Source organism: Streptomyces sp. NBC_01381, from assembly GCF_026340305.1.
Lineage (GTDB): Bacteria > Actinomycetota > Actinomycetes > Streptomycetales > Streptomycetaceae > Streptomyces.
Map to the genome: position 1 here is coordinate 986,188 of NZ_JAPEPI010000002.1, position 17,527 is coordinate 1,003,714.

At 68.9% G+C, this 17,527-nt stretch carries 15 protein-coding genes and 1 riboswitch; of the genes, 12 read left to right on the forward strand and 3 right to left on the reverse strand.

The window, feature by feature from the left end; all coding sequences use genetic code 11:
* Positions 1–128: 128 nt before the first annotated feature.
* Positions 129–243: riboswitch (glycine riboswitch) on the reverse strand.
* Positions 244–408: 165 nt separating this feature from the next.
* The 12 genes from OG453_RS26230 (at position 409) to OG453_RS26285 (ending at position 14,789) form a co-directional block, all read left to right on the forward strand.
* Complete coding sequence (locus tag OG453_RS26230) at positions 409–1,095, forward strand: AAA family ATPase (protein WP_266870965.1); 687 nt, start codon at positions 409–411, stop codon at positions 1,093–1,095.
* A gap of 111 nt (positions 1,096–1,206) precedes the next feature.
* On the forward strand, positions 1,207–2,019 hold the full coding sequence (locus OG453_RS26235; RefSeq protein ID WP_266870966.1) for an enhanced serine sensitivity protein SseB: 813 nt from the start codon (positions 1,207–1,209) through the stop codon (positions 2,017–2,019).
* Positions 2,020–2,211: 192 nt separating this feature from the next.
* A complete protein-coding gene (locus OG453_RS26240) occupies positions 2,212–2,985 on the forward strand; it encodes an enhanced serine sensitivity protein SseB C-terminal domain-containing protein (RefSeq protein ID WP_266870967.1) in 774 nt (257 codons plus the stop codon).
* A gap of 311 nt (positions 2,986–3,296) precedes the next feature.
* The gene (locus tag OG453_RS26245; protein WP_266870969.1) at positions 3,297–4,301 is read left to right on the forward strand and encodes an ABC transporter permease; all 1,005 of its coding nucleotides are present in this window, start codon (positions 3,297–3,299) and stop codon (positions 4,299–4,301) included.
* A gap of 105 nt (positions 4,302–4,406) precedes the next feature.
* Positions 4,407–6,173, forward strand: coding sequence for an ABC transporter substrate-binding protein (locus OG453_RS26250; RefSeq protein WP_266870970.1), 1,767 nt, complete (start codon positions 4,407–4,409; stop codon positions 6,171–6,173).
* Positions 6,174–6,294: 121 nt separating this feature from the next.
* Positions 6,295–7,296: an ABC transporter permease gene (locus OG453_RS26255; RefSeq protein WP_266873134.1), complete on the forward strand. Its 1,002-nt coding sequence runs from the start codon at positions 6,295–6,297 to the stop codon at positions 7,294–7,296.
* Positions 7,293–8,393, forward strand: a complete 1,101-nt coding sequence (locus OG453_RS26260; protein WP_266870971.1) for an ABC transporter ATP-binding protein — start codon at positions 7,293–7,295, stop codon at positions 8,391–8,393. The genes OG453_RS26255 and OG453_RS26260 overlap by 4 nt, the downstream gene beginning before the upstream one ends.
* 65 nt (positions 8,394–8,458) lie before the next feature.
* Positions 8,459–9,658 carry an ABC transporter ATP-binding protein gene (locus tag OG453_RS26265; protein WP_266873135.1) on the forward strand — a complete coding sequence of 400 codons (1,200 nt, stop codon included), beginning with the start codon at positions 8,459–8,461 and terminating at the stop codon, positions 9,656–9,658.
* Positions 9,659–9,767: 109 nt separating this feature from the next.
* Positions 9,768–11,159, forward strand: coding sequence for a M1 family metallopeptidase (locus tag OG453_RS26270; RefSeq protein WP_266870972.1), 1,392 nt, complete (start codon positions 9,768–9,770; stop codon positions 11,157–11,159).
* Between the two features lie 59 nt (positions 11,160–11,218).
* Positions 11,219–11,887 (forward strand): trimeric intracellular cation channel family protein, encoded by a 669-nt coding sequence (locus tag OG453_RS26275; RefSeq protein WP_266870973.1) that lies wholly within the window; start codon positions 11,219–11,221, stop codon positions 11,885–11,887.
* A gap of 168 nt (positions 11,888–12,055) precedes the next feature.
* A complete protein-coding gene (locus OG453_RS26280; protein WP_266870974.1) occupies positions 12,056–13,849 on the forward strand; it encodes a coagulation factor 5/8 type domain-containing protein in 1,794 nt (597 codons plus the stop codon).
* A gap of 70 nt (positions 13,850–13,919) precedes the next feature.
* The gene (locus tag OG453_RS26285) at positions 13,920–14,789 is read left to right on the forward strand and encodes a thioesterase family protein (protein ID WP_266870975.1); all 870 of its coding nucleotides are present in this window, start codon (positions 13,920–13,922) and stop codon (positions 14,787–14,789) included.
* A gap of 88 nt (positions 14,790–14,877) precedes the next feature.
* Here OG453_RS26285 and OG453_RS26290 read toward each other — a convergent pair whose 3' ends face one another.
* From OG453_RS26290 to OG453_RS26300, 3 genes are all read right to left on the reverse strand, one after another.
* Positions 14,878–15,906, reverse strand: coding sequence for a YeiH family protein (locus tag OG453_RS26290; protein ID WP_266870976.1), 1,029 nt, complete (start codon positions 15,904–15,906; stop codon positions 14,878–14,880).
* Positions 15,906–16,478, reverse strand: a complete 573-nt coding sequence (locus tag OG453_RS26295) for a cysteine dioxygenase family protein (protein ID WP_266870977.1) — start codon at positions 16,476–16,478, stop codon at positions 15,906–15,908. Before OG453_RS26295 ends, OG453_RS26290 begins: the two co-directional genes overlap by 1 nt.
* Positions 16,479–16,580: 102 nt before the next feature.
* The gene (locus tag OG453_RS26300) at positions 16,581–17,486 is read right to left on the reverse strand and encodes a LysR family transcriptional regulator (RefSeq protein WP_266870978.1); all 906 of its coding nucleotides are present in this window, start codon (positions 17,484–17,486) and stop codon (positions 16,581–16,583) included.
* Positions 17,487–17,527 lie beyond the last annotated feature (41 nt).

The following is a 17,527-nucleotide window of genomic DNA, read 5'->3' on the forward strand; positions in this document are numbered from 1 at the left end:
TGACGGGCGAGGTAGTTCCTCCCCATCTGTCATCGGAACCTGAGAGGTTCACCACGACCCGTACGTATGGGGGGTCATGACTTGCACCTTGGGTGGAGCCGCCGTGGCGGCCCGCTTTTCAGATGTGCCTCGCCCGCGCGGTACGGGGCCTGAGAGATTCAAGGGAGGGACTTGCTCCTTCGGCGCCCCGGCGCGTCGTACGACTCGTACGACGGTGACCGGGAACTCTCCCGCGCGGATTCAAGCGGCCTGTATGGAGTTTGCGGGCACATCATTGCACGGGGCTCCGTCACAGGGCAGTGCCAGTCCAGTAATGCCCTTGTGCCGCATTACCTTCTCTTTACACTTGCCGGGGAAGCTGCGGTAAGCAGGTACGTGACCGCTGCGGTAAGCAGGTACGTGACCGCTATGGGGAGGCCGATCACGGTGCGCAGGACCAGTGTCTACGCGACCAACACAGGGGTGGCCCTGCCCAAGCAGGCAGCCGCCGTCACCAGGGAGAGCTATGGCCCCCTGCCCGCGGCCGTCGTCCGGGACCTGAGGCAGCGGATGGGCCACAGCCCGCACCGGCTGACGTTCGGCGGCGGCGACCTGATCGTCGTCTCCGGGCTGCCGGGCAGCGGAAAGTCCACGCTGATGCGCAGAGCCGTCGCGGGCCCGCGCATCGACTCGCAGGACACCCGCGACCGCTGGGCGGGGCGCATGCCGCGCTTCCTTCCGTACGCGGTCTACCGCCCCCTGGTCCGCGTCGCGCACTACGCGGGCCTGCGCCGGGCCCTGCGCTCCGGCGAGGGGGTCGTCGTGCACGACTGCGGCACCCAGGCCTGGGTGCGCCGCTGGCTGGCCAGGGAAGCGGCGCGGCGGGGCACGACCCTGCATCTGCTGCTCCTGGACGTGCCGCCGCAGACCGCCGTCGAGGGCCAGCTCGCGCGCGGCCGCGGCGTCTCGCGGTACGCCTTCGCGCGCCACCGCAGAACGGTCGGCAGGCTCGTCGGCGCCGCCGAGCGGGGCGATCTGCCGCGCGGCGTCGGCTCGGCGCTGCTGCTCGACCGGACGGCGGCGGGCACGCTGCGGGCGATCGGCTTCGGGGACTGAGGGGACTGAGGGGACTGAGGCTGAGCGGACTGAGGGGATCGACCCGCGGGCGGTGCGTGCCGCGTTAGGGTTCGAGCCGCAGGCAGAGCGGGACGAGCAGGGGTAAGACAGATGGACATTCCGGCGCAGGCGCACGCCCATCCGTACGGAGGATGGCCGGGCAACGAACTCGAAGAGGTGCTCGCGGCGGCCCTCGGCACCGGCGGCGCTCCTCAGACCAGCACAGCCTCCGCGGGGGCCCGGATCGTCGAGGTCCTCGGCCGCAGCCACGTCTGGGTCCCGCTGCCGAACGGCGGCGACGGTGCCGGCGGCACGCTCGACCTGCCCACGCTGGAGATCGAGGGCCAGGCGTACGTGCCCGTCTTCAGCTCCGAGCAGCAGTTCCAGCAGGTCACCGGCGGCCGGATGAGCTGCACCGTGGCGCCCGCCGTGGAGTTCGCGCGCGGACTGCCCCCGCAGCTCGGCATCGCGGTCAACCCGGACGGCACGGTCGGCGTGCCGCTGCCGCCGCCCGCCGTCGCCGAGCTCTGCCGGGCCGGACGCACCCCGCTCGACGGTCCCGCGAGCGGCGGCCGCGTCCGCCTTTACGAGCCGGACTGGCAGCACGACCCGGTGGACTTCCTGTCCGCCGCGGCCCGCGAGTTCGAGGCCACCGGAGTGGTGCTGAGCGCCCGTCGCTGCCTGGCCAGCATCGAGGGCGATGACCCCTCCCTGTTCATCGGCGTCGAACTGTCCTCCTGGGAGGGCGACGCCCGTGACCTGCCGATGGCGGCCGTGGGCCGTGCGCTCGGCCTGGCCCCGGTGCCCTGGCCGGTGAACCTGGTGCTGCTCGACGTGGCCCAGGACCCGGTGGGCGACTGGCTGCGCGCAAGGGTGCGGCCCTTCTTCGGACAGAGCCACCAGCACGAGCACGGACGTGTGTAGAGATACGAGCACGGAGGTGTGGAGAGACATGCGCACCGGCGGGTGTGACCACGCCGTACGTCAAGTCGGTGTCAGGATCGCCGCTTAAGCTGGTTTCATGACCCGGGCGGGTTACGGCCGTGCCGGCCGGGTCCGTTTGCGGATCATTCGGATCATCGGGGTCGTCGGGTCATCGCGAAGGGGCGGTTAAGGGTGAGTGCGTCGGGCACGGCTGCGGCCGGGCAGGTCGAGCACATGCTGCGCCAGGTGACGCCGGGGCGCTACGACGCCTACGAGGCGCTCCTGCGGGCGCTCGCCGCCGACCAGGTGTGGATGCTGCTCTGGCACGGCCAGGCCGGATCCCCCGACGCCCAGTACGGAAACATGGAGGTCGAGGGCCTCGGCTACGCGCCGTGTGTGACCTCCGCCCAGGAGCTCTCCGCCAGTGGCTGGAACCGCTCGTACGAAGTGGTCGCAGGCGTCGACATCGCCCGCACCCTCTACCCCGACCACTACGGCCTCTGGCTCAACCCGCACGCGCCCGGCGGCGGCGTCGGCATCCCCTGGCTGGATCTGCGCCGTATCGCATCGGGCCTGGACCTGCTGCCGGCGGGCCCGCTGCGGCTCACCGAGCCGGCCATCGAGATCCCGCAGTTCTACGCCCTGCTCACGCAGAACGCGCACCGCACCCCGGCGGTCCGCGCGCTGCGCCGCGCCTGGGTGCAGCCCGCGCTCGGCGCCCCGTATCTGGCCATCGGTCTCGATGTGTACGACACGTCGCCGCCCTCGGTCGACGCCGTGCGCGCGATGATGCAGCAGTCGATCGCCGCCGTGCCCGACGGCCTGCCCGTGTCGACGGTCGCGATGTCCGACGCGTACGACCCGGTCGCCATGTGGCTGCGCGCCAACGCCAGGCCGTTCTACGACCGTGAGGCCCAGGCGGCCCCGGCCCCCGCGGGCGGCTACGGCTACCCCGCGCAGTACTGAGAACCGCCCGCACCTGCCCGAACGGTCACGATGTCCCGTTCTGGTGGTGGAGGGGCTCTATAGGCCCCTGTGGCTCCTTGCGACCCAACTGCCCCGTGTTCGCCCCTCGTTCACCCGAGTCCGGATAACGGAACACTCCGATCAGCATCACGGTTGCGCATCCATTCCCCAACAAGGCTGGTAACAGATCGCGACCCCGATGAAGACTCCCGCACCAGGGGCGGTTCGCCCCTGTGTACGACGGACTGATCACGTCGCTACAGCGGCAAGTGCGGGCCGGTCACCACCGGTTGAGAGGGGTCCCTGCCACGATGACGGCACCATTGCATGACACACCTGCGGACGCGGACCCGACCGAGGACGTCGCCCCCGCAGCTGGTGCAGGGGTGAAGAAGGTCGAGGGGCGGTCCCTCAAGCAGATCGCCTGGAACCGCCTGAAGCGGGACAAGGTCGCCCTGGCCGGCGGCATCACCGTGCTCGTCCTGGTCCTGGTCGCCGTCTTCGCGCCCCTGATCGTCTCCCTGCTGGGCCACCCGCCCAACGAGTTCCATCAGGAAGAGCTCGAAGACCTGACGAACCTGCCCAAGGGCGCGTTCGGCGGCATGAGCTGGGACTTCCTCTTCGGGGTCGAGCCCAACAAGGGCCGCGACGTCTTCAGCCGGATCGTCTACGGCGCCCGGATCTCCCTCCTGGTGGCGTTCCTCGCCGCCGTGGTGGCCGTGGTGCTCGGGACGTTCTTCGGCATCATCGCCGGCTACTTCGGCGGCTGGATCGACGCGCTGATCAGCCGGGTCATGGACGTGCTGCTCGCCTTCCCGCAGCTGCTCTTCGTGATCTCCCTGGTCTCCGTCCTCCCCGACGACCTGCTCGGGCTCACCGGCAGCGGCGTACGCATCGCCGTACTGATCCTGGTGATCGGCTTCTTCGGCTGGCCCTACGTCGGACGCATCGTGAGAGGCCAGACCCTCTCGCTGCGCGAACGCGAGTACGTGGAGGCGGCCCGCAGCCTCGGCGGCGGTCAACGGCACATCCTCTTCAAGGAGTTGCTGCCGAACCTGGTCGCACCGATCACGGTGTACGCGACGCTCATGATCCCCACCAACATCCTCACCGAAGCGGCGCTGAGCTTCCTCGGCGCGGGTGTGCGTCCGCCCACCGCCTCCTGGGGCGGCATGCTCCGGGACGCACTGGCGACGTACGAGCACGACCCGATGTTCATGGTCTTCCCCGGCCTGGCGATCTTTGTGACCGTGCTCGCCTTCAACCTCTTCGGTGACGGGCTGCGCGACGCCCTGGACCCCAAGGGAACTCGGTAAACAGCTCCAACTGGCTTGCCCCTGCCGCAGCGTCAGGTGGCTCTTCCCATGGTTCTCAAGGCAGTCAAACGCCAAAAGGACCACGAATCTCGGAGGATGCGAGAAATGCCCACAGGTTCCTCTAAACGACGGCTCACCGCTGGCGCGGCCCTCGTCGTAGCGGCGCTGGTGACCACCACGGCGTGCGGCGGCGGCAGCGACGACGAAGACAGCAAGGGTGCCGGCTACGACGCGGCCATCGGCAAGGTCGCCAACAAGTCGACGAAGGCGGGCGGCACGCTCAAGTTCGTCGCCAAGCAGGACCTCGACTCGGCCGACCCGCAGCGCGCGTACTACGGCATGACGTGGGACTTCATGCGGTACTACACCCGCACGCTGATCACGTACGACACCAAGCCGGGTGCCGCGTCCAACAAGCTCGTCCCCGACCTCGCCGAGTCCACGGCGAAGATCAGCGACGACGGCAAGACCTACACGTACAAGCTGCGTTCCGGGCTCACCTGGGAGGACGGCTCCAAGCTGACCTCCAAGGACATCAAGTACGGCATCGAGCGCATCTGGGCGACCAAGGTCATCACCGGTGGTCCCGCGTACCTGAAGACGACGCTTGACCCCAAGGGCGAGTACAAGGGCCCCTACGAGGACAAGTCGAAGGACAAGCTGGGTCTGAAGGCGATCGAGACGCCGGACGACAACACCATCATCTTCAAGCTGCCCAAGAAGAACGGCGACTTCGAGCAGATGCTCGCGATGCCGTCGGGCACCCCGGTGAAGCAGTCCGAGGACACCGGCGCCAAGTACACCCAGCGCCCGTTCTCCTCCGGCCCGTACAAGTTCCAGAACTACAGCGCCGGCAAGAGCATCACGCTGGTCCGCAACAAGAACTGGAAGAAGGACTCGGACCCGGTCCGTCCCGCGCTGCCGGACAAGATCACGGTCACCATCTCGGCGAACCTCGAAGAGAACGACAAGCGCCTGATGGAAGGCGACTACGACATCGACATGAATGGCACCGGCATGACCCAGTCGGGTCGCACCACCGCCATTCAGGATCACAAGGACAACGTCGACAACATGCAGACGGACTTCGTCCGTTACGTCGCCCTGGTGACCAAGACCAAGCCGTTCGACAACGAGAACTGCCGCAAGGCCGTCTTCTACGCCACGGACTTCGCGGGCCTGCAGAAGACCCGTGGCGGTGAGATCGCCGCCGGTGAGATCGCCACCAGCGTCTTCCCGAAGTCCATCAAGGGCAACGACGACTACGACCCGTACGGGATCCTGAAGCGCAAGGGCAAGCCGGACGCCACCGCGGCCAAGGCCGAGCTCAAGAAGTGCGGCAAGCCGAGCGGCTTCGACACCAAGATCTCGGCCCGCACCAACCAGCCGGGCGAGGTGGACGCCGCCACGGCGCTCCAGGAGCAGCTGAAGAAGGTCGGCATCAACGCCGAGGTCGACCAGATCGACGGCGCCGACTCCTCCAGCATCACCGGTTCTCCCTCGGTGGTGAAGAAGCGCGGCATCGGCATGACGATGGCGGGCTGGGGTCCGGACTTCCCGACCGGTCAGGGCTACGCGCAGCCGCTGTTCGACAGCCGCTTCATCGCTGAGAACGGCAACTACAACGAGTCGCAGATCGAGGAGCCGAAGGTCGACAAGTTCTTCGACGACGCGATCGCCGAGGTCGACCCCGAGAAGGCCGGTCAGATCTACACCGACCTCGCTCACGAGATCGTCGACAAGGCCTACTGGATGCCCTTCATCTACGAGAAGAACATCTCGTGGCGCGGTTCGCGGGCGACCAACGTCTACTCCTCCGCCGCCTACAGCGGCCGTTACGACTACATCTCGCTCGGTGTGAACGAGAAGTAGTCCCGCCGCAAGGCCGTCCGTCCCACCGCCGAATCCCGCCAGTCCGAAGGGCAGGTGATGGCCCCGGGCGGTGGCCGGGACTCCTCACAAGGGGGTCCTGGCCACCGCCGGGCCGCGCACAGTGCTTGCTTATCTCATCCGGCGCCTGATCGCCGTTGTCATCATGGTGCTGGTCGTACTGCTCGCGACCTTCACCGTCTTCTTCATGCTGCCCAAGTGGGCGGGACAGGACATCGCCGTCCTCTTCGCCGGCAAGTCGTCCGGTGCCGAGCAGCTCGCGGGCATCCGGATCAAACTGGGCCTGGACGATCCTCTGCTCGTCCAGTTCTGGGACTTCGTCAAGGGCATCCCGATGGGGCGTGACTACGCCAACGGGGCCGACGTCACCCACTGCCCGGCCCCCTGCTTCGGATACTCCTTCCGTACCGAGGCCCCGGTCTGGGAGACCCTCAAGGACGCCCTGCCCGTCACCGCGGCGCTCGCCGCCGGTGCCTGTGTGCTGTGGCTGATCGCCGGTGTCGCCACCGGCGTGCTCTCCGCGCTCAAGCGGGGCACCGTCTGGGACCGTTCCGCGATGATCACCGCCCTCGGCGGCGTCTCGCTGCCGGTCTTCTTCACCGGCATGATCGCGATGGGGCTCTTCGTCCACACCCTTGGCTGGGTGGAGATCGAGGACACCCTCACCACGGACGATCCGATCAACATCTGGTTCGAGACGCTGATCCTGCCCTGGATCGTGCTCGCGTTCCTCAATGCCGCCATGTACGCGCGACTGACCCGCGCCACCATGCTGGAAGTGCTCGGCGAGGACTACATCCGCACCGCGCGCGCCAAGGGGCTCGGCGAGGCCACCGTCATCCGACGGCACGCGCTGCGCTCCGCCATGACGCCGATCCTCACGGTCTTCGGCCTCGACCTCGGTGTGCTCATGGGCGGCGCCGTCCTCACCGAGTCCACGTTCAACCTGCCGGGGCTCGGCCTCGAGGCGGTCAAGGCCATCAGCAACAAGGACCTGCCGGTGATCCTCGGCGTCACCTTGTGCGCATCGCTCGCGATCGCCCTCGCCAACCTCGTCGTCGACCTTCTGTACGCCGTCATCGACCCGCGAGTGAGGCTGGGATGACCGATCTGCACAAGACCGGAGCGGCGGTCGGAGAACCCGTCGCCACCGCTTCGGACGCTCCCAGCGCCTTCCTCGAAGTACGCGATCTCAAGGTGCACTTCCCGACCGACGACGGCCTGGTCAAGTCCGTCGACGGGCTCAGCTTCCAGCTGGAGAAGGGCAAGACCCTCGGCATCGTCGGCGAGTCGGGATCCGGCAAGTCCGTCACCTCGCTCGGCATCCTCGGCCTGCACACCGCAGGGCAGTACGGCCGCCGCAGGGCGCAGCTCTCCGGTGAGATCTGGCTGAACGGCACGGAGCTGCTGACCGCGGACCCGAACGAGGTGCGCAAGCTGCGTGGCCGCGACATGGCGATGATCTTCCAGGACCCGCTGTCCGCGCTGCACCCGTACTACTCCATCGGCAAGCAGATCATGGAGGCGTACCGGGTCCACCACAACGTGGACAAGAAGGCCGCCCGCAAGCGCGCCATCGAGATGCTCGACCGGGTGGGCATCCCCCAGCCGGACAAGCGGGTCGACAGCTACCCGCACGAGTTCTCCGGCGGCATGCGCCAGCGCGCGATGATCGCGATGGCCCTGGTGAACAACCCCGAGCTGCTCATCGCGGACGAGCCGACGACCGCCCTGGACGTCACCGTCCAGGCGCAGATCCTCGACCTCATCCGGGATCTGCAGAAGGAGTTCGGCTCCGCGGTCATCATGATCACGCACGACCTGGGCGTCGTCGCCGAGATGGCGGACGAGCTGCTCGTGATGTACGGCGGCCGCTGCGTCGAGCGCGGCACCGCCGAGAAGGTCTTCTACGAGCCCCAGCACCCCTACACCTGGGGCCTGTTGGGCTCGATGCCGCGCATCGACCGCGAGGAGACCGACCGTCTCGTACCGGTCAAGGGCTCCCCGCCCAGCCTGATCAACCTGCCCCAGGGCTGCGCCTTCAACCCGCGCTGCCCGTACGCCGACATCCCCAAGGACCAGATCACCCGCCGCGAGCGCCCCGATCTGCGCGAGGTGGCCCCGGGACACTTCACCGCCTGCCACATGGCGCAGGAGGAGCGCACCCGCATCTGGACCGAAGAGATTGCGCCGAAGCTGTGAAAGACGAAGCGAAAGACCAGGCGAAAGATCTGGCGAAAGATCCGGTGAAGGGCAAGGGCCAGGAGATGACGATCCCGGCGCAGTCGAAGAGCTCTCCGGAGTCTCCCGAGCCGCTGCTCAAGGTCGAAGGCCTGGTGAAGCACTTCCCCATCAAGAAGGGGCTGCTGCAGCGCCAGGTGGCGGCGGTGCAGGCCGTCGACGGTCTCAGCTTCGACGTACGCCCCGGTGAGACGCTCGGCGTCGTGGGCGAGTCGGGCTGCGGCAAGTCGACGATGGGCCGGCTGATCACCCGCCTGCTCGAACCGACCGCGGGCCGCGTGGAGTTCGAGGGCGTGGACATCACGCACCTGAACACCGGCAAGATGCGGCCGCTGCGCCGCGACGTCCAGATGATCTTCCAGGACCCGTACTCGTCGCTGAACCCGCGGCACACCATCGGCACGATCGTCGGTGCGCCGTTCAAGCTCCAGGGCGTCAAGCCCGAGGGCGGTCTGCGCAAGCACGTGCAGGAGATGCTGGAGCGGGTCGGGCTCAGCCCCGAGCACTACAACCGCTACCCGCACGAGTTCTCCGGCGGTCAGCGCCAGCGCATCGGCATCGCCCGCGCGCTCGCGCTGCGGCCCAAGCTGGTCGTGGCCGACGAGCCCGTCTCCGCCCTGGACGTCTCCATCCAGGCGCAGGTGGTCAACCTCCTGGACGACCTGCAGGACGAGCTCGGTCTGACGTACGTGATCATCGCGCACGACCTCTCGGTCATCCGGCACGTCTCGGACCGCATCGCGGTGATGTACCTCGGCAAGATCGTGGAGCTCGCGGACCGCAAGGACCTCTACACCAAGCCGATGCACCCGTACACCAAGGCGCTGCTCTCCGCGGTGCCGGTGCCCGACCCCAAGCGGCGCGGGGTCAAGAGCGAGCGCATCCTGCTCCGCGGTGACGTCCCGTCGCCGATCTCCCCGCCCACCGGCTGCCGCTTCCACACGCGGTGCTGGAAGGCGACGGAGCTCTGCGCGAAGACGGAGCCGCCGCTGATCACCCTGGAGACGGGCCACCAGGTGGCCTGCCACCACCCGGAGAACGCCGAGGACCAGGCGCCCGAGGACACCAAGCTGCTGCAGGTCGCCAAGGAGGCGATCGAGGTGGTGTCGGTGGTGAGCAAGGCGGAGGAGACGGCCGTGGAGGCCGCTGCGGAGGTCAAGACCGTGTCGAAAGACGACGGCGCTCCGGAAGTGGAAGCCAAGGGTCAGGCGTCAACTGACCAGTAGCGCCTGATGACTTGGTAAAAATCAGTCACCAGGTCATGTACACGCCCATACGGGAGAGTGCAGAGTCTGCGTGTCCGTTTCATCGGAACACGCGCGAAAGGGATGACTCATGGCACTCTCCCGTTCGGCACGTCTGGGGGCACTGGCCACAGCCGCCGCCTCCTTCTGCTTGATCGCCGCCGCACCCGCGCCGCACCCCGGCTCGGACGGCGTCGGCGACCCGTACTTCCCGCAGCTCGGCAACGGCGGATTCGACGTACGCCACTACGGCCTCGACGTGGCGTACAACCCCGACACCGACCGCCTCGACGGCCGCACCACGATCACCGCGCGCGCCACCCAGAACCTCTCTTCCTTCGACCTCGACCTCCAGAAGCTGGAGGTGACGAGAATCGAGGTGAACGGAAGACGGGCGCACTTCACACGCGAGGGCGACGAGATCCGCATCAGCCCGCGCGACCACCTGCGCAAGCACAAGACGTTCACCGTGACCGTCACCTACGGCGGCGTCCCCGAGCCGCTGAGCGGCCCCATCGTCTTCGGCTCCGACTACGGCTGGATGAAGACCACCGACGGCGTCTTCGTCGCCTGCGAGCCCAATGCCGCGTCGACCTGGTTCCCGTCCAGCGACCACCCGGGGGACAAGGCCGCCTTCGACATCCGCATCAAGGCTCCCAAGGGCCTGACCGGGGTCTCCAACGGCCGCCTCGTCGACACCTACGACAAGGGCGGCCAGACCGTCGCCCACTGGCGCGAGTCCAAGCCCATGGCGACCTACCTGGCCACCGCCACGATCGGGAAGTTCGACGTGAAGCAGGGCAAGACCCCGGCGGGGACTCCGATCTACGTCGCCATCGACCCCGTCCTCGAGAACAGCAACAACGTGGACGTCTACGGCGTCACGGCCGCGGTCACCGACTACTGGTCGAAGATCTTCGGCCCGTACCCCTTCGAGGAGACCGGCGCGATCGTCGACGACATGCCGCAGGCGGGCTTCTCCCTCGAGACCCAGACCAAGCCGGTCTACTCCGCGATCCGCAGCGAGTCGACCATCGCCCACGAGGTCGCCCACCAGTGGTTCGGCGACTCCGTGACGCCCGAGAAGTGGGACGACATCTGGCTCAACGAGGGCTTCGCGACCTACTCCCAGTGGCTGTGGAGCGAACACAAGGGCACCCAGTCCGCCCGCGACGCCTTCCTCGCGGGCTACAACTCGCGCCCGGGCGACTCGGCCTTCTGGCAGACGGTCGTCGGCGACCCGCAGCGCGACACGATGTTCGCCTCCGCCGTGTACCAGCGCGGCGCGATGACGCTCCAGGTCCTGCGCGAGCGCATCGGTGACAAGGCGTTCTTCAAGCTGCTCCCGGCCTGGACCCAGCAGAACCGGTACGGGAACGCGAACACCGCCGACTTCATCCGGCTCGCCGAGAAGATCTCGGGCAAGCAGCTCGACGGGCTCTTCGAGACGTGGCTGTTCACGAAGGGCAAGCCCGCCCTGTAAGCCGGCCCTGTAGGCCGGGCCTCGTCGGGCCGGTGTCGGCGGGCAGGTAAGAATGTCGCGTGATTCAGGATCTGTTCAGTCCCTCCGTCCAGCACGCGCTCGACATCGTCGGGATCTTCGTCTTCGCGATCTCCGGCGCCCTGCTCGCCGTACGCAAGAACTTCGACGTCTTCGGCATCGCCGTGCTCGCCGAGGTCACCGCCCTGGGCGGCGGGATCCTCCGGGACCTGGTCATCGGGGCGGTGCCGCCGGCCGCGTTCACCGACCTCGGCTACTTCATCACCCCGCTGTTCGCCGCCGCCCTGGTCTTCTTCCTGCACCCCGAGGTGGAGCGCACCCAGGTGGCGGTGAACGTCTTCGACGCGGCGGGGCTCGGCCTGTTCTGCGTCACCGGCACCACCAAGGCGTACGAATACGGCCTCGGCCTCACCGCGTCGGCGGCCCTGGGTCTGGCCACCGCGGTGGGCGGCGGCGTACTGCGCGACATCATCGCCAACGAGGTGCCGTCGCTGGTGCGCTGGGACCGCGATCTGTACGCCGTGCCCGCGATCGTCGGCTCCGCGATGGTCGCGCTCTGCATCAACTACGACATGGTGAACGGCTTCACCAGCGGCCTCGCCGTGGTCACGGCGTTCGTGCTGCGGCTGCTCGCGATGCGCTACCACTGGCGTGCGCCGCGGGCCTGGCACCGGCGTTCGACGGCGGTGGAGGTGGAGGACGGGTCGTAGGAGTGGCGCGTGGTGCTGCCGCGTCACCAACTGCCCGTACCCCTTCACCAGTTGAACACCATCAGCCTCTCCTGACCCCTTGACGCGTTACTTCCTCACGAGTTAACTCAAGCACTGAATTAAGTCTGGACCAACCTTCCCTCCCCCCCACGTTTTTTGGAAGGCCCCATGAATCTCACCCACAGAAGGCGCGGTCGCGCCCTCCCGATGGGCGCCGCGCTCGCAGTCGCCGCGGGCACGCTCGGGCTCATCACGATCCAGAGCGCCGACGCCGGTCAGGCCCCCGCGAAGTCGGAGCGCACGACCGCGACCGTGGCCGCCGACGCCCCCGACCTCGGCCCGAACGTCGACATCTTCGACCCGTCGATGTCGCACGACACCATCCAGGGCCGCCTCGACGAGGTGTTCAAGCAGCAGGAGACCAACCAGTTCGGCGGCGAGCGGCGCGCGCTGCTCTTCAAGCCCGGTTCGTACGACGACGTCGACGCGAACATCGGCTTCTACACGCAGATCGCCGGGCTCGGCCTCTCCCCGGACGACACCGACATCAACGGCGCGGTGCACGCCGAGGCCGACTGGTTCCAGGGCAACGCCACCCAGAACTTCTGGCGCGGCGCGGAGAACCTCGCCGTGACCCCGAAGGCCGGGGAGGACCGCTGGGCAGTGTCGCAGGCCGCGCCCTATCGGCGCATGCATCTGAAGGGCGATCTGCGGCTCGACGACGGCGGCTGGTCGAGCGGGGGACTGCTCGCCGACACCAAGGTCGACGGACGGGTCGACTCCGGCTCGCAGCAGCAGTGGCTGTCCCGCAACACCGACTGGGGCGGCTGGCAGGGCTCCAACTGGAACATGGTGTTCGTCGGAGCGAAGAACGCGCCCGCCGGGAACTTCCCCAACCCGCCCTATACCAGGGTCGATCAGACCCCCGTCTCGCGCGAGAAGCCTTTCCTGTACGTCGACGAGGGCGACGCCTACAAGGTGTTCGTGCCCGGTGTGCGCAAGGACAGCAGCGGCACCAGCTGGTCCGGCGGCGCCCCGGCGGGCGAGTCCCTGCCGATCGACGACTTCTACATCGTGAAGCCGGGCGCGAGCGCGTCCGACATCAACGGCGCACTCGCGGACGGCAAGAACCTCCTGGTGACGCCGGGGGTCTACCACCTCGACCAGACCCTGAAGGTGACCAGGCCCGACACGGTCGTCCTCGGTCTCGGGCTCGCCACCTTCATCCCGGACGGCGGGCTGACGGCGATGACCGTCGCCGACGTGGACGGCGTGAAGGTGGCGGGCGTCCTCTTCGACGCGGGGACGGAGAACTCGGACACATTGATGGAGGTCGGCGGCGAGGGTGCGAACGCGGACCATGCCGCCAATCCGACCTCGCTGCACGACGTGTACTTCCGGGTCGGGGGAGCGGCCGCGGGCAAAGCGACAAAGAGCCTTGTCGTCAACAGCTCGGACGTCATCGGCGACCACACCTGGATCTGGCGGGCCGACCACGGCGACGGCGTCGGCTGGAACACGAACACGGCGGACACGGGCCTGGTCGTGAACGGCGACGACGTGACGATGTACGGCCTGTTCGTCGAGCACTACCAGAAGCATCAGACGATCTGGAACGGCGAGGGCGGCCGGACGTACTTCTACCAGAACGAGATGCCGTACGACCCGCCGGACCAGGCGGCCTGGATGAACGGCGGGACGAAGGGATACGCCGCGTACAAGGTGGCCGACTCGGTCACGCAGCACGAGGCGTGGGGGCTCGGCTCCTACTGCTTCTTCAATGTCAACAAGTCCGTCGCGGCCGAGCATGCCTTCGAGGTGCCGCAGCGGGAGGGGGTGCGGTTCCACGACATGGTGACGGTGTCGCTGGGCGGCACGGGCACGATCCATCACGTGATCAACGGGACGGGCGGGCCTTCGGACGCGCAGAACAATGTGGCGAATCTGGCGAGCTACCCCTGAGCGGCTGTGAGCGGCTTGAGCCCGGCAGAAAAAGCTACCGCTCAGTAATTTCATGTTGTACGTTGCTGGCATGGCAGAGGCAGCATCCATACCGGTAGCGGTGCCCGCGAGCATCGGCGACAGCGAGTTCGACCGCGACACCGCGGTCACCCGGCGGGAGCCCGGCGTCTATGACATCGAGCTCTCCGCCGGGTGGACGATCATCAGCGCCGTGAACGGCGGCTATCTCCTCGCGGTGATCGGCCGCGCACTCGGCGACGCGCTGCCGCACGCGGACCCCTTCACGATCTCCGCGCACTATCTGACGGCGTCGCAGCCGGGCCCCGCGGTGATCCGCACGGACGTGGTGCGCGGCGGGCGGACGCTGTCCACCGGGCAGGCCTCCCTCTTCCAGTACGACGAGGAGGGGCGCGAGGTGGAGCGGATCCGCGTGCTCGCCTCCTACGGCGATCTGGGCGCACTGCCGGACGACGTCAGGACCTCGGCGAAGCCGCCTGCGCTGCCGCCGCTGGAGCAGTGCTTCGGTCCGCAGGACGCGCCGGACAACATGCCCGTGCCCGGCAGCTCGGCGATCAGTGACCGGCTCTTCCTGAAGCTGGATCCGGCCACCTTGGGGTGGGCCCTCGGGCAGCCGTCCGGCAAGGGGGAGATGCGGGCCTGGTTCGGCCTCGCGGACGGCCGTGACGCCGACCCGCTTTCGCTGCTGCTCGCGGTGGACGCGCTGCCGCCGACCGCCTTCGAGCTGGGCCTTTCCGGCTGGGTCCCGACGGTCGAACTCACCGCCCACATCCGCTGCCGCCCCGCACCGGGCCCGCTTCGGGTCTCCATCACCACGCGCAACCTGGCCGGCGGCTTCCTGGAGGAGGACGCGGAGGTCTGGGACACGGAGGACCGCCTGGTCGCCCAGTCGCGCCAGCTGGCGCGGGTCCGCTTGGGCTGAGGCGGTTTTTTCCCGCCCACCCACCCGATTGCCCGGCACTTGCCCGCCCACCCTTCGGGTAGGGGTGGGCTTGGGGAAAGGAAACCCCCTAGCCCACCCACAGCACGCCCACGTAGGAAACCCCCGCCACCACCACCCACGCACACAACCCAAGCGCCGCCACCCGCCCGCCCGTCCGGGTGAGCGAGGGCAGATCCACCGCGGCCCCGAGCCCGAACAGGGCCGCGGCCAGGAGCAGTTCCTGGGCGTGGCCCGCCAGGTCCAGTACGGAACCGGGGACCCAGCCGGTGCTCCGTACCGCGACCATCCCGATGAACCCCGCCACGAACAACGGAACCACCGGCGGCCGCTTCGCCGCGCGGGGCGCGGAGGCCCGCGCCCGTACCGACAGAGCCACCGCAGCCACCAGCGGCGCAAGCACCGCCACCCGCATCAGCTTCACGAGGACCGCGTCACCCAACGCCCCCGCCCCCGCGGTCTGCGCGGTGGCCACCACCTGCCCCACATCGTGCACGCTCGCCCCGGCCCACCGGCCGAACTCGGCGTCGCTGAGCCCCAACGGCCCCTGAAGCAGCGGGAGTACGGCGATGGCCAGCGTCCCGCAGAGCGTCACGAGCGCCACCGAGACCGCCGCGTCCCGCTCCTCGCTCTCCGACACCTCGCTGACCGCTCCGATCGCCGACGCGCCGCAGATCGAGTAGCCGGTGGCGATCAGGAGCGGCTGATCGCCGGGCAGCCCCATCCGGCGGCCGAGCCACCACGTGCCGAAGAACGTCGCCGCGACCACCCCGAGCACCATCACCACCGTCGCCCAGCCGAGGCCAAGGACATCGTCCAGGCTCAGCTTCAGGCCCAGCAGGACGACGCCGAGCCGCATCAGCCGCTTTCCGGCGAGGGAGAGCCCGGCCTTGCCCCGGCCTCGTACGACAGCGCGCACCCCCGGCACATGCGCCGCCGCGAGGCCGAGCACCACCGCCGCCGTCAGCATCGGCACGGCGGGGAGCAGCGCATGCACCGCCCCGGCCGCCGCGACACCGAGGGCCGCCAGGGCGAGTCCCGGCAGCGGGTGGCCCGCGGCCGGCGCCACTCCGCGCGGCCGCTGGCCAAGGAGTGCCATCAGCGGTCGGCCGGCAGCTCGTACACCCGGCGCACGCTGGTGCCGAGGCGGGAGATGTCGGCGCCGTACACATGGAGGGAGATCGCCGTCTCCGTACCGCCGTTCCACACCCGGTGGATGTCGCCGGGCGGCGCGAATCCACAGACCGTGCCCCGCAGGTTGACCAGGTCCTCCGTGGCGACGAGCCGCGCCGCGCCGCCCGGCGCGGCCGCCGGGACCAGGCGGTAGCGCCGCTCGTGCTCCGCGCCCTCGTGGACGCCGGTCACGCACCAGGAGACGTGGTCGTGGACGGGCGTGTACTGCCCCGGCAGCCAGACGAGGCCGACCACGGAGAAACTGCCGTCGTGCTCGGCGTGCAGCAGATGCTGCCGGTAGCGCTCGGGGTCGCCCTCGCGCTGCCCGTCCGTGAGCAGGTCGGCGGCGGTGATGTGCGGGGCGAGACACTCGCCGACCAGGTGTGCCGTCAGGTCCGGCGGTAACCCGCGGCCGACGGCCTCGCGGATGTCGGCGACGAGGGCGTCGAGGCGTTCGGTGGTGCGGTCGGCTCGGTACGCGGTGGTGGGGGTACTCATACGGGCAGCGTCCTGCCGCCCATCCATCACGTCCAACGACAGTTGTTAAGCGGTACCCCAACTCCTGCTTATGGATCGCCACTTACGAGCGCTGCCGTGCCCTCAGCACCCCATCCTGTTCGCCGCCACCGCCTTCAGTTCGTCAAGGACCAGCGCCGTCGCCGGAATCCGCAGATGCTCCCGGAGCGCGTACGCCGACACCTGCCGCCGTGACGCCGGATCGAGCGCGCGTCCCGTCACATCGCGGTGCCGCAGGAAGTTGAGGACCAGGCCCGGCATCATCGCGATGCCGAGCCCCTCGGCGACCAGGCTCTGGATGACGAGATTGTCGTCCGTGGTGAACGCGATGTCCGGCGCGAAGCCCTGCTCGGCGCACTCGTGCAGGAAGTTGGCGCGACAGCGCAGACAGCCCGCGATCCAGCGCTCCCCGGCGAGGTCGGCGAGCTTCACCGAACGGCGCCGCGCGAGCGGGTGCCGGGACGGCATGAGGACCGTCAACTGGTCCTCCATGAGCGGGATTTCCACCACATCCGCCGGTACGGCCTCGTGCAGGCCGGGGTAGTGGAAGGCCAGCGTGATGTCGCAGTCGCCGTTCACGAGCCGCTGGAGCGACTCGGGCGGTTCGTTCTCCTGGAGTTCGACGCGTACACCGGGATGGCCGGACGCGAGCCGGGCGAGCGCCTCCGGGATGAGGGTCGCGGTGGCGCTGGGGAAGGCGCAGACGCGTACCCGCCCGGTGCGCAGGCCCGTGATCGCGTTCATCTGCTGCTGGGCGGCGCTGATGTTGCCGAGGATGATCCCCGCGTGCCGGGACAGCGCCTCGCCCGCCTCGGTCAGCCGCATGCGCCGGCCGACCCGCGTGAACAGGACCGTGCCGACGGACCGTTCGAGCGCCTTCATCTGCTGGGTGATCGCCGGTTGCGTATAGCCGAGCGAGCGGGCGGCGGCGGAGTAGGAGCCGGTGCGCACCACTTCATGGAACGACCTGATGTGCCGGGAATCGAACACACCTGAATCATAAGCAGGATTTGGGATGCGCGGACAAGGCG

Excerpts from the sequence above, each read along its gene's own strand:
- OG453_RS26230 (WP_266870965.1), top strand. The coding sequence starts at position 409 with ATGGGGAGGCCGATCACGGTGCGCAGGACCAGTGTCTACGCGACCAAC.
- OG453_RS26235 (WP_266870966.1), top strand. The coding sequence starts at position 1,207 with ATGGACATTCCGGCGCAGGCGCACGCCCATCCGTACGGAGGATGGCCG.
- OG453_RS26245 (WP_266870969.1), top strand. The coding sequence starts at position 3,297 with ATGACGGCACCATTGCATGACACACCTGCGGACGCGGACCCGACCGAG.
- OG453_RS26250 (WP_266870970.1), top strand. The coding sequence starts at position 4,407 with ATGCCCACAGGTTCCTCTAAACGACGGCTCACCGCTGGCGCGGCCCTC.
- OG453_RS26260 (WP_266870971.1), top strand. The coding sequence starts at position 7,293 with ATGACCGATCTGCACAAGACCGGAGCGGCGGTCGGAGAACCCGTCGCC.
- OG453_RS26265 (WP_266873135.1), top strand. The coding sequence starts at position 8,459 with ATGACGATCCCGGCGCAGTCGAAGAGCTCTCCGGAGTCTCCCGAGCCG.
- OG453_RS26270 (WP_266870972.1), top strand. The coding sequence starts at position 9,768 with ATGGCACTCTCCCGTTCGGCACGTCTGGGGGCACTGGCCACAGCCGCC.
- OG453_RS26280 (WP_266870974.1), top strand. The coding sequence starts at position 12,056 with ATGAATCTCACCCACAGAAGGCGCGGTCGCGCCCTCCCGATGGGCGCC.
- OG453_RS26285 (WP_266870975.1), top strand. The coding sequence starts at position 13,920 with ATGGCAGAGGCAGCATCCATACCGGTAGCGGTGCCCGCGAGCATCGGC.
- OG453_RS26290 (WP_266870976.1), bottom strand. The coding sequence starts at position 15,906 with ATGGCACTCCTTGGCCAGCGGCCGCGCGGAGTGGCGCCGGCCGCGGGC.
- OG453_RS26295 (WP_266870977.1), bottom strand. The coding sequence starts at position 16,478 with ATGAGTACCCCCACCACCGCGTACCGAGCCGACCGCACCACCGAACGC.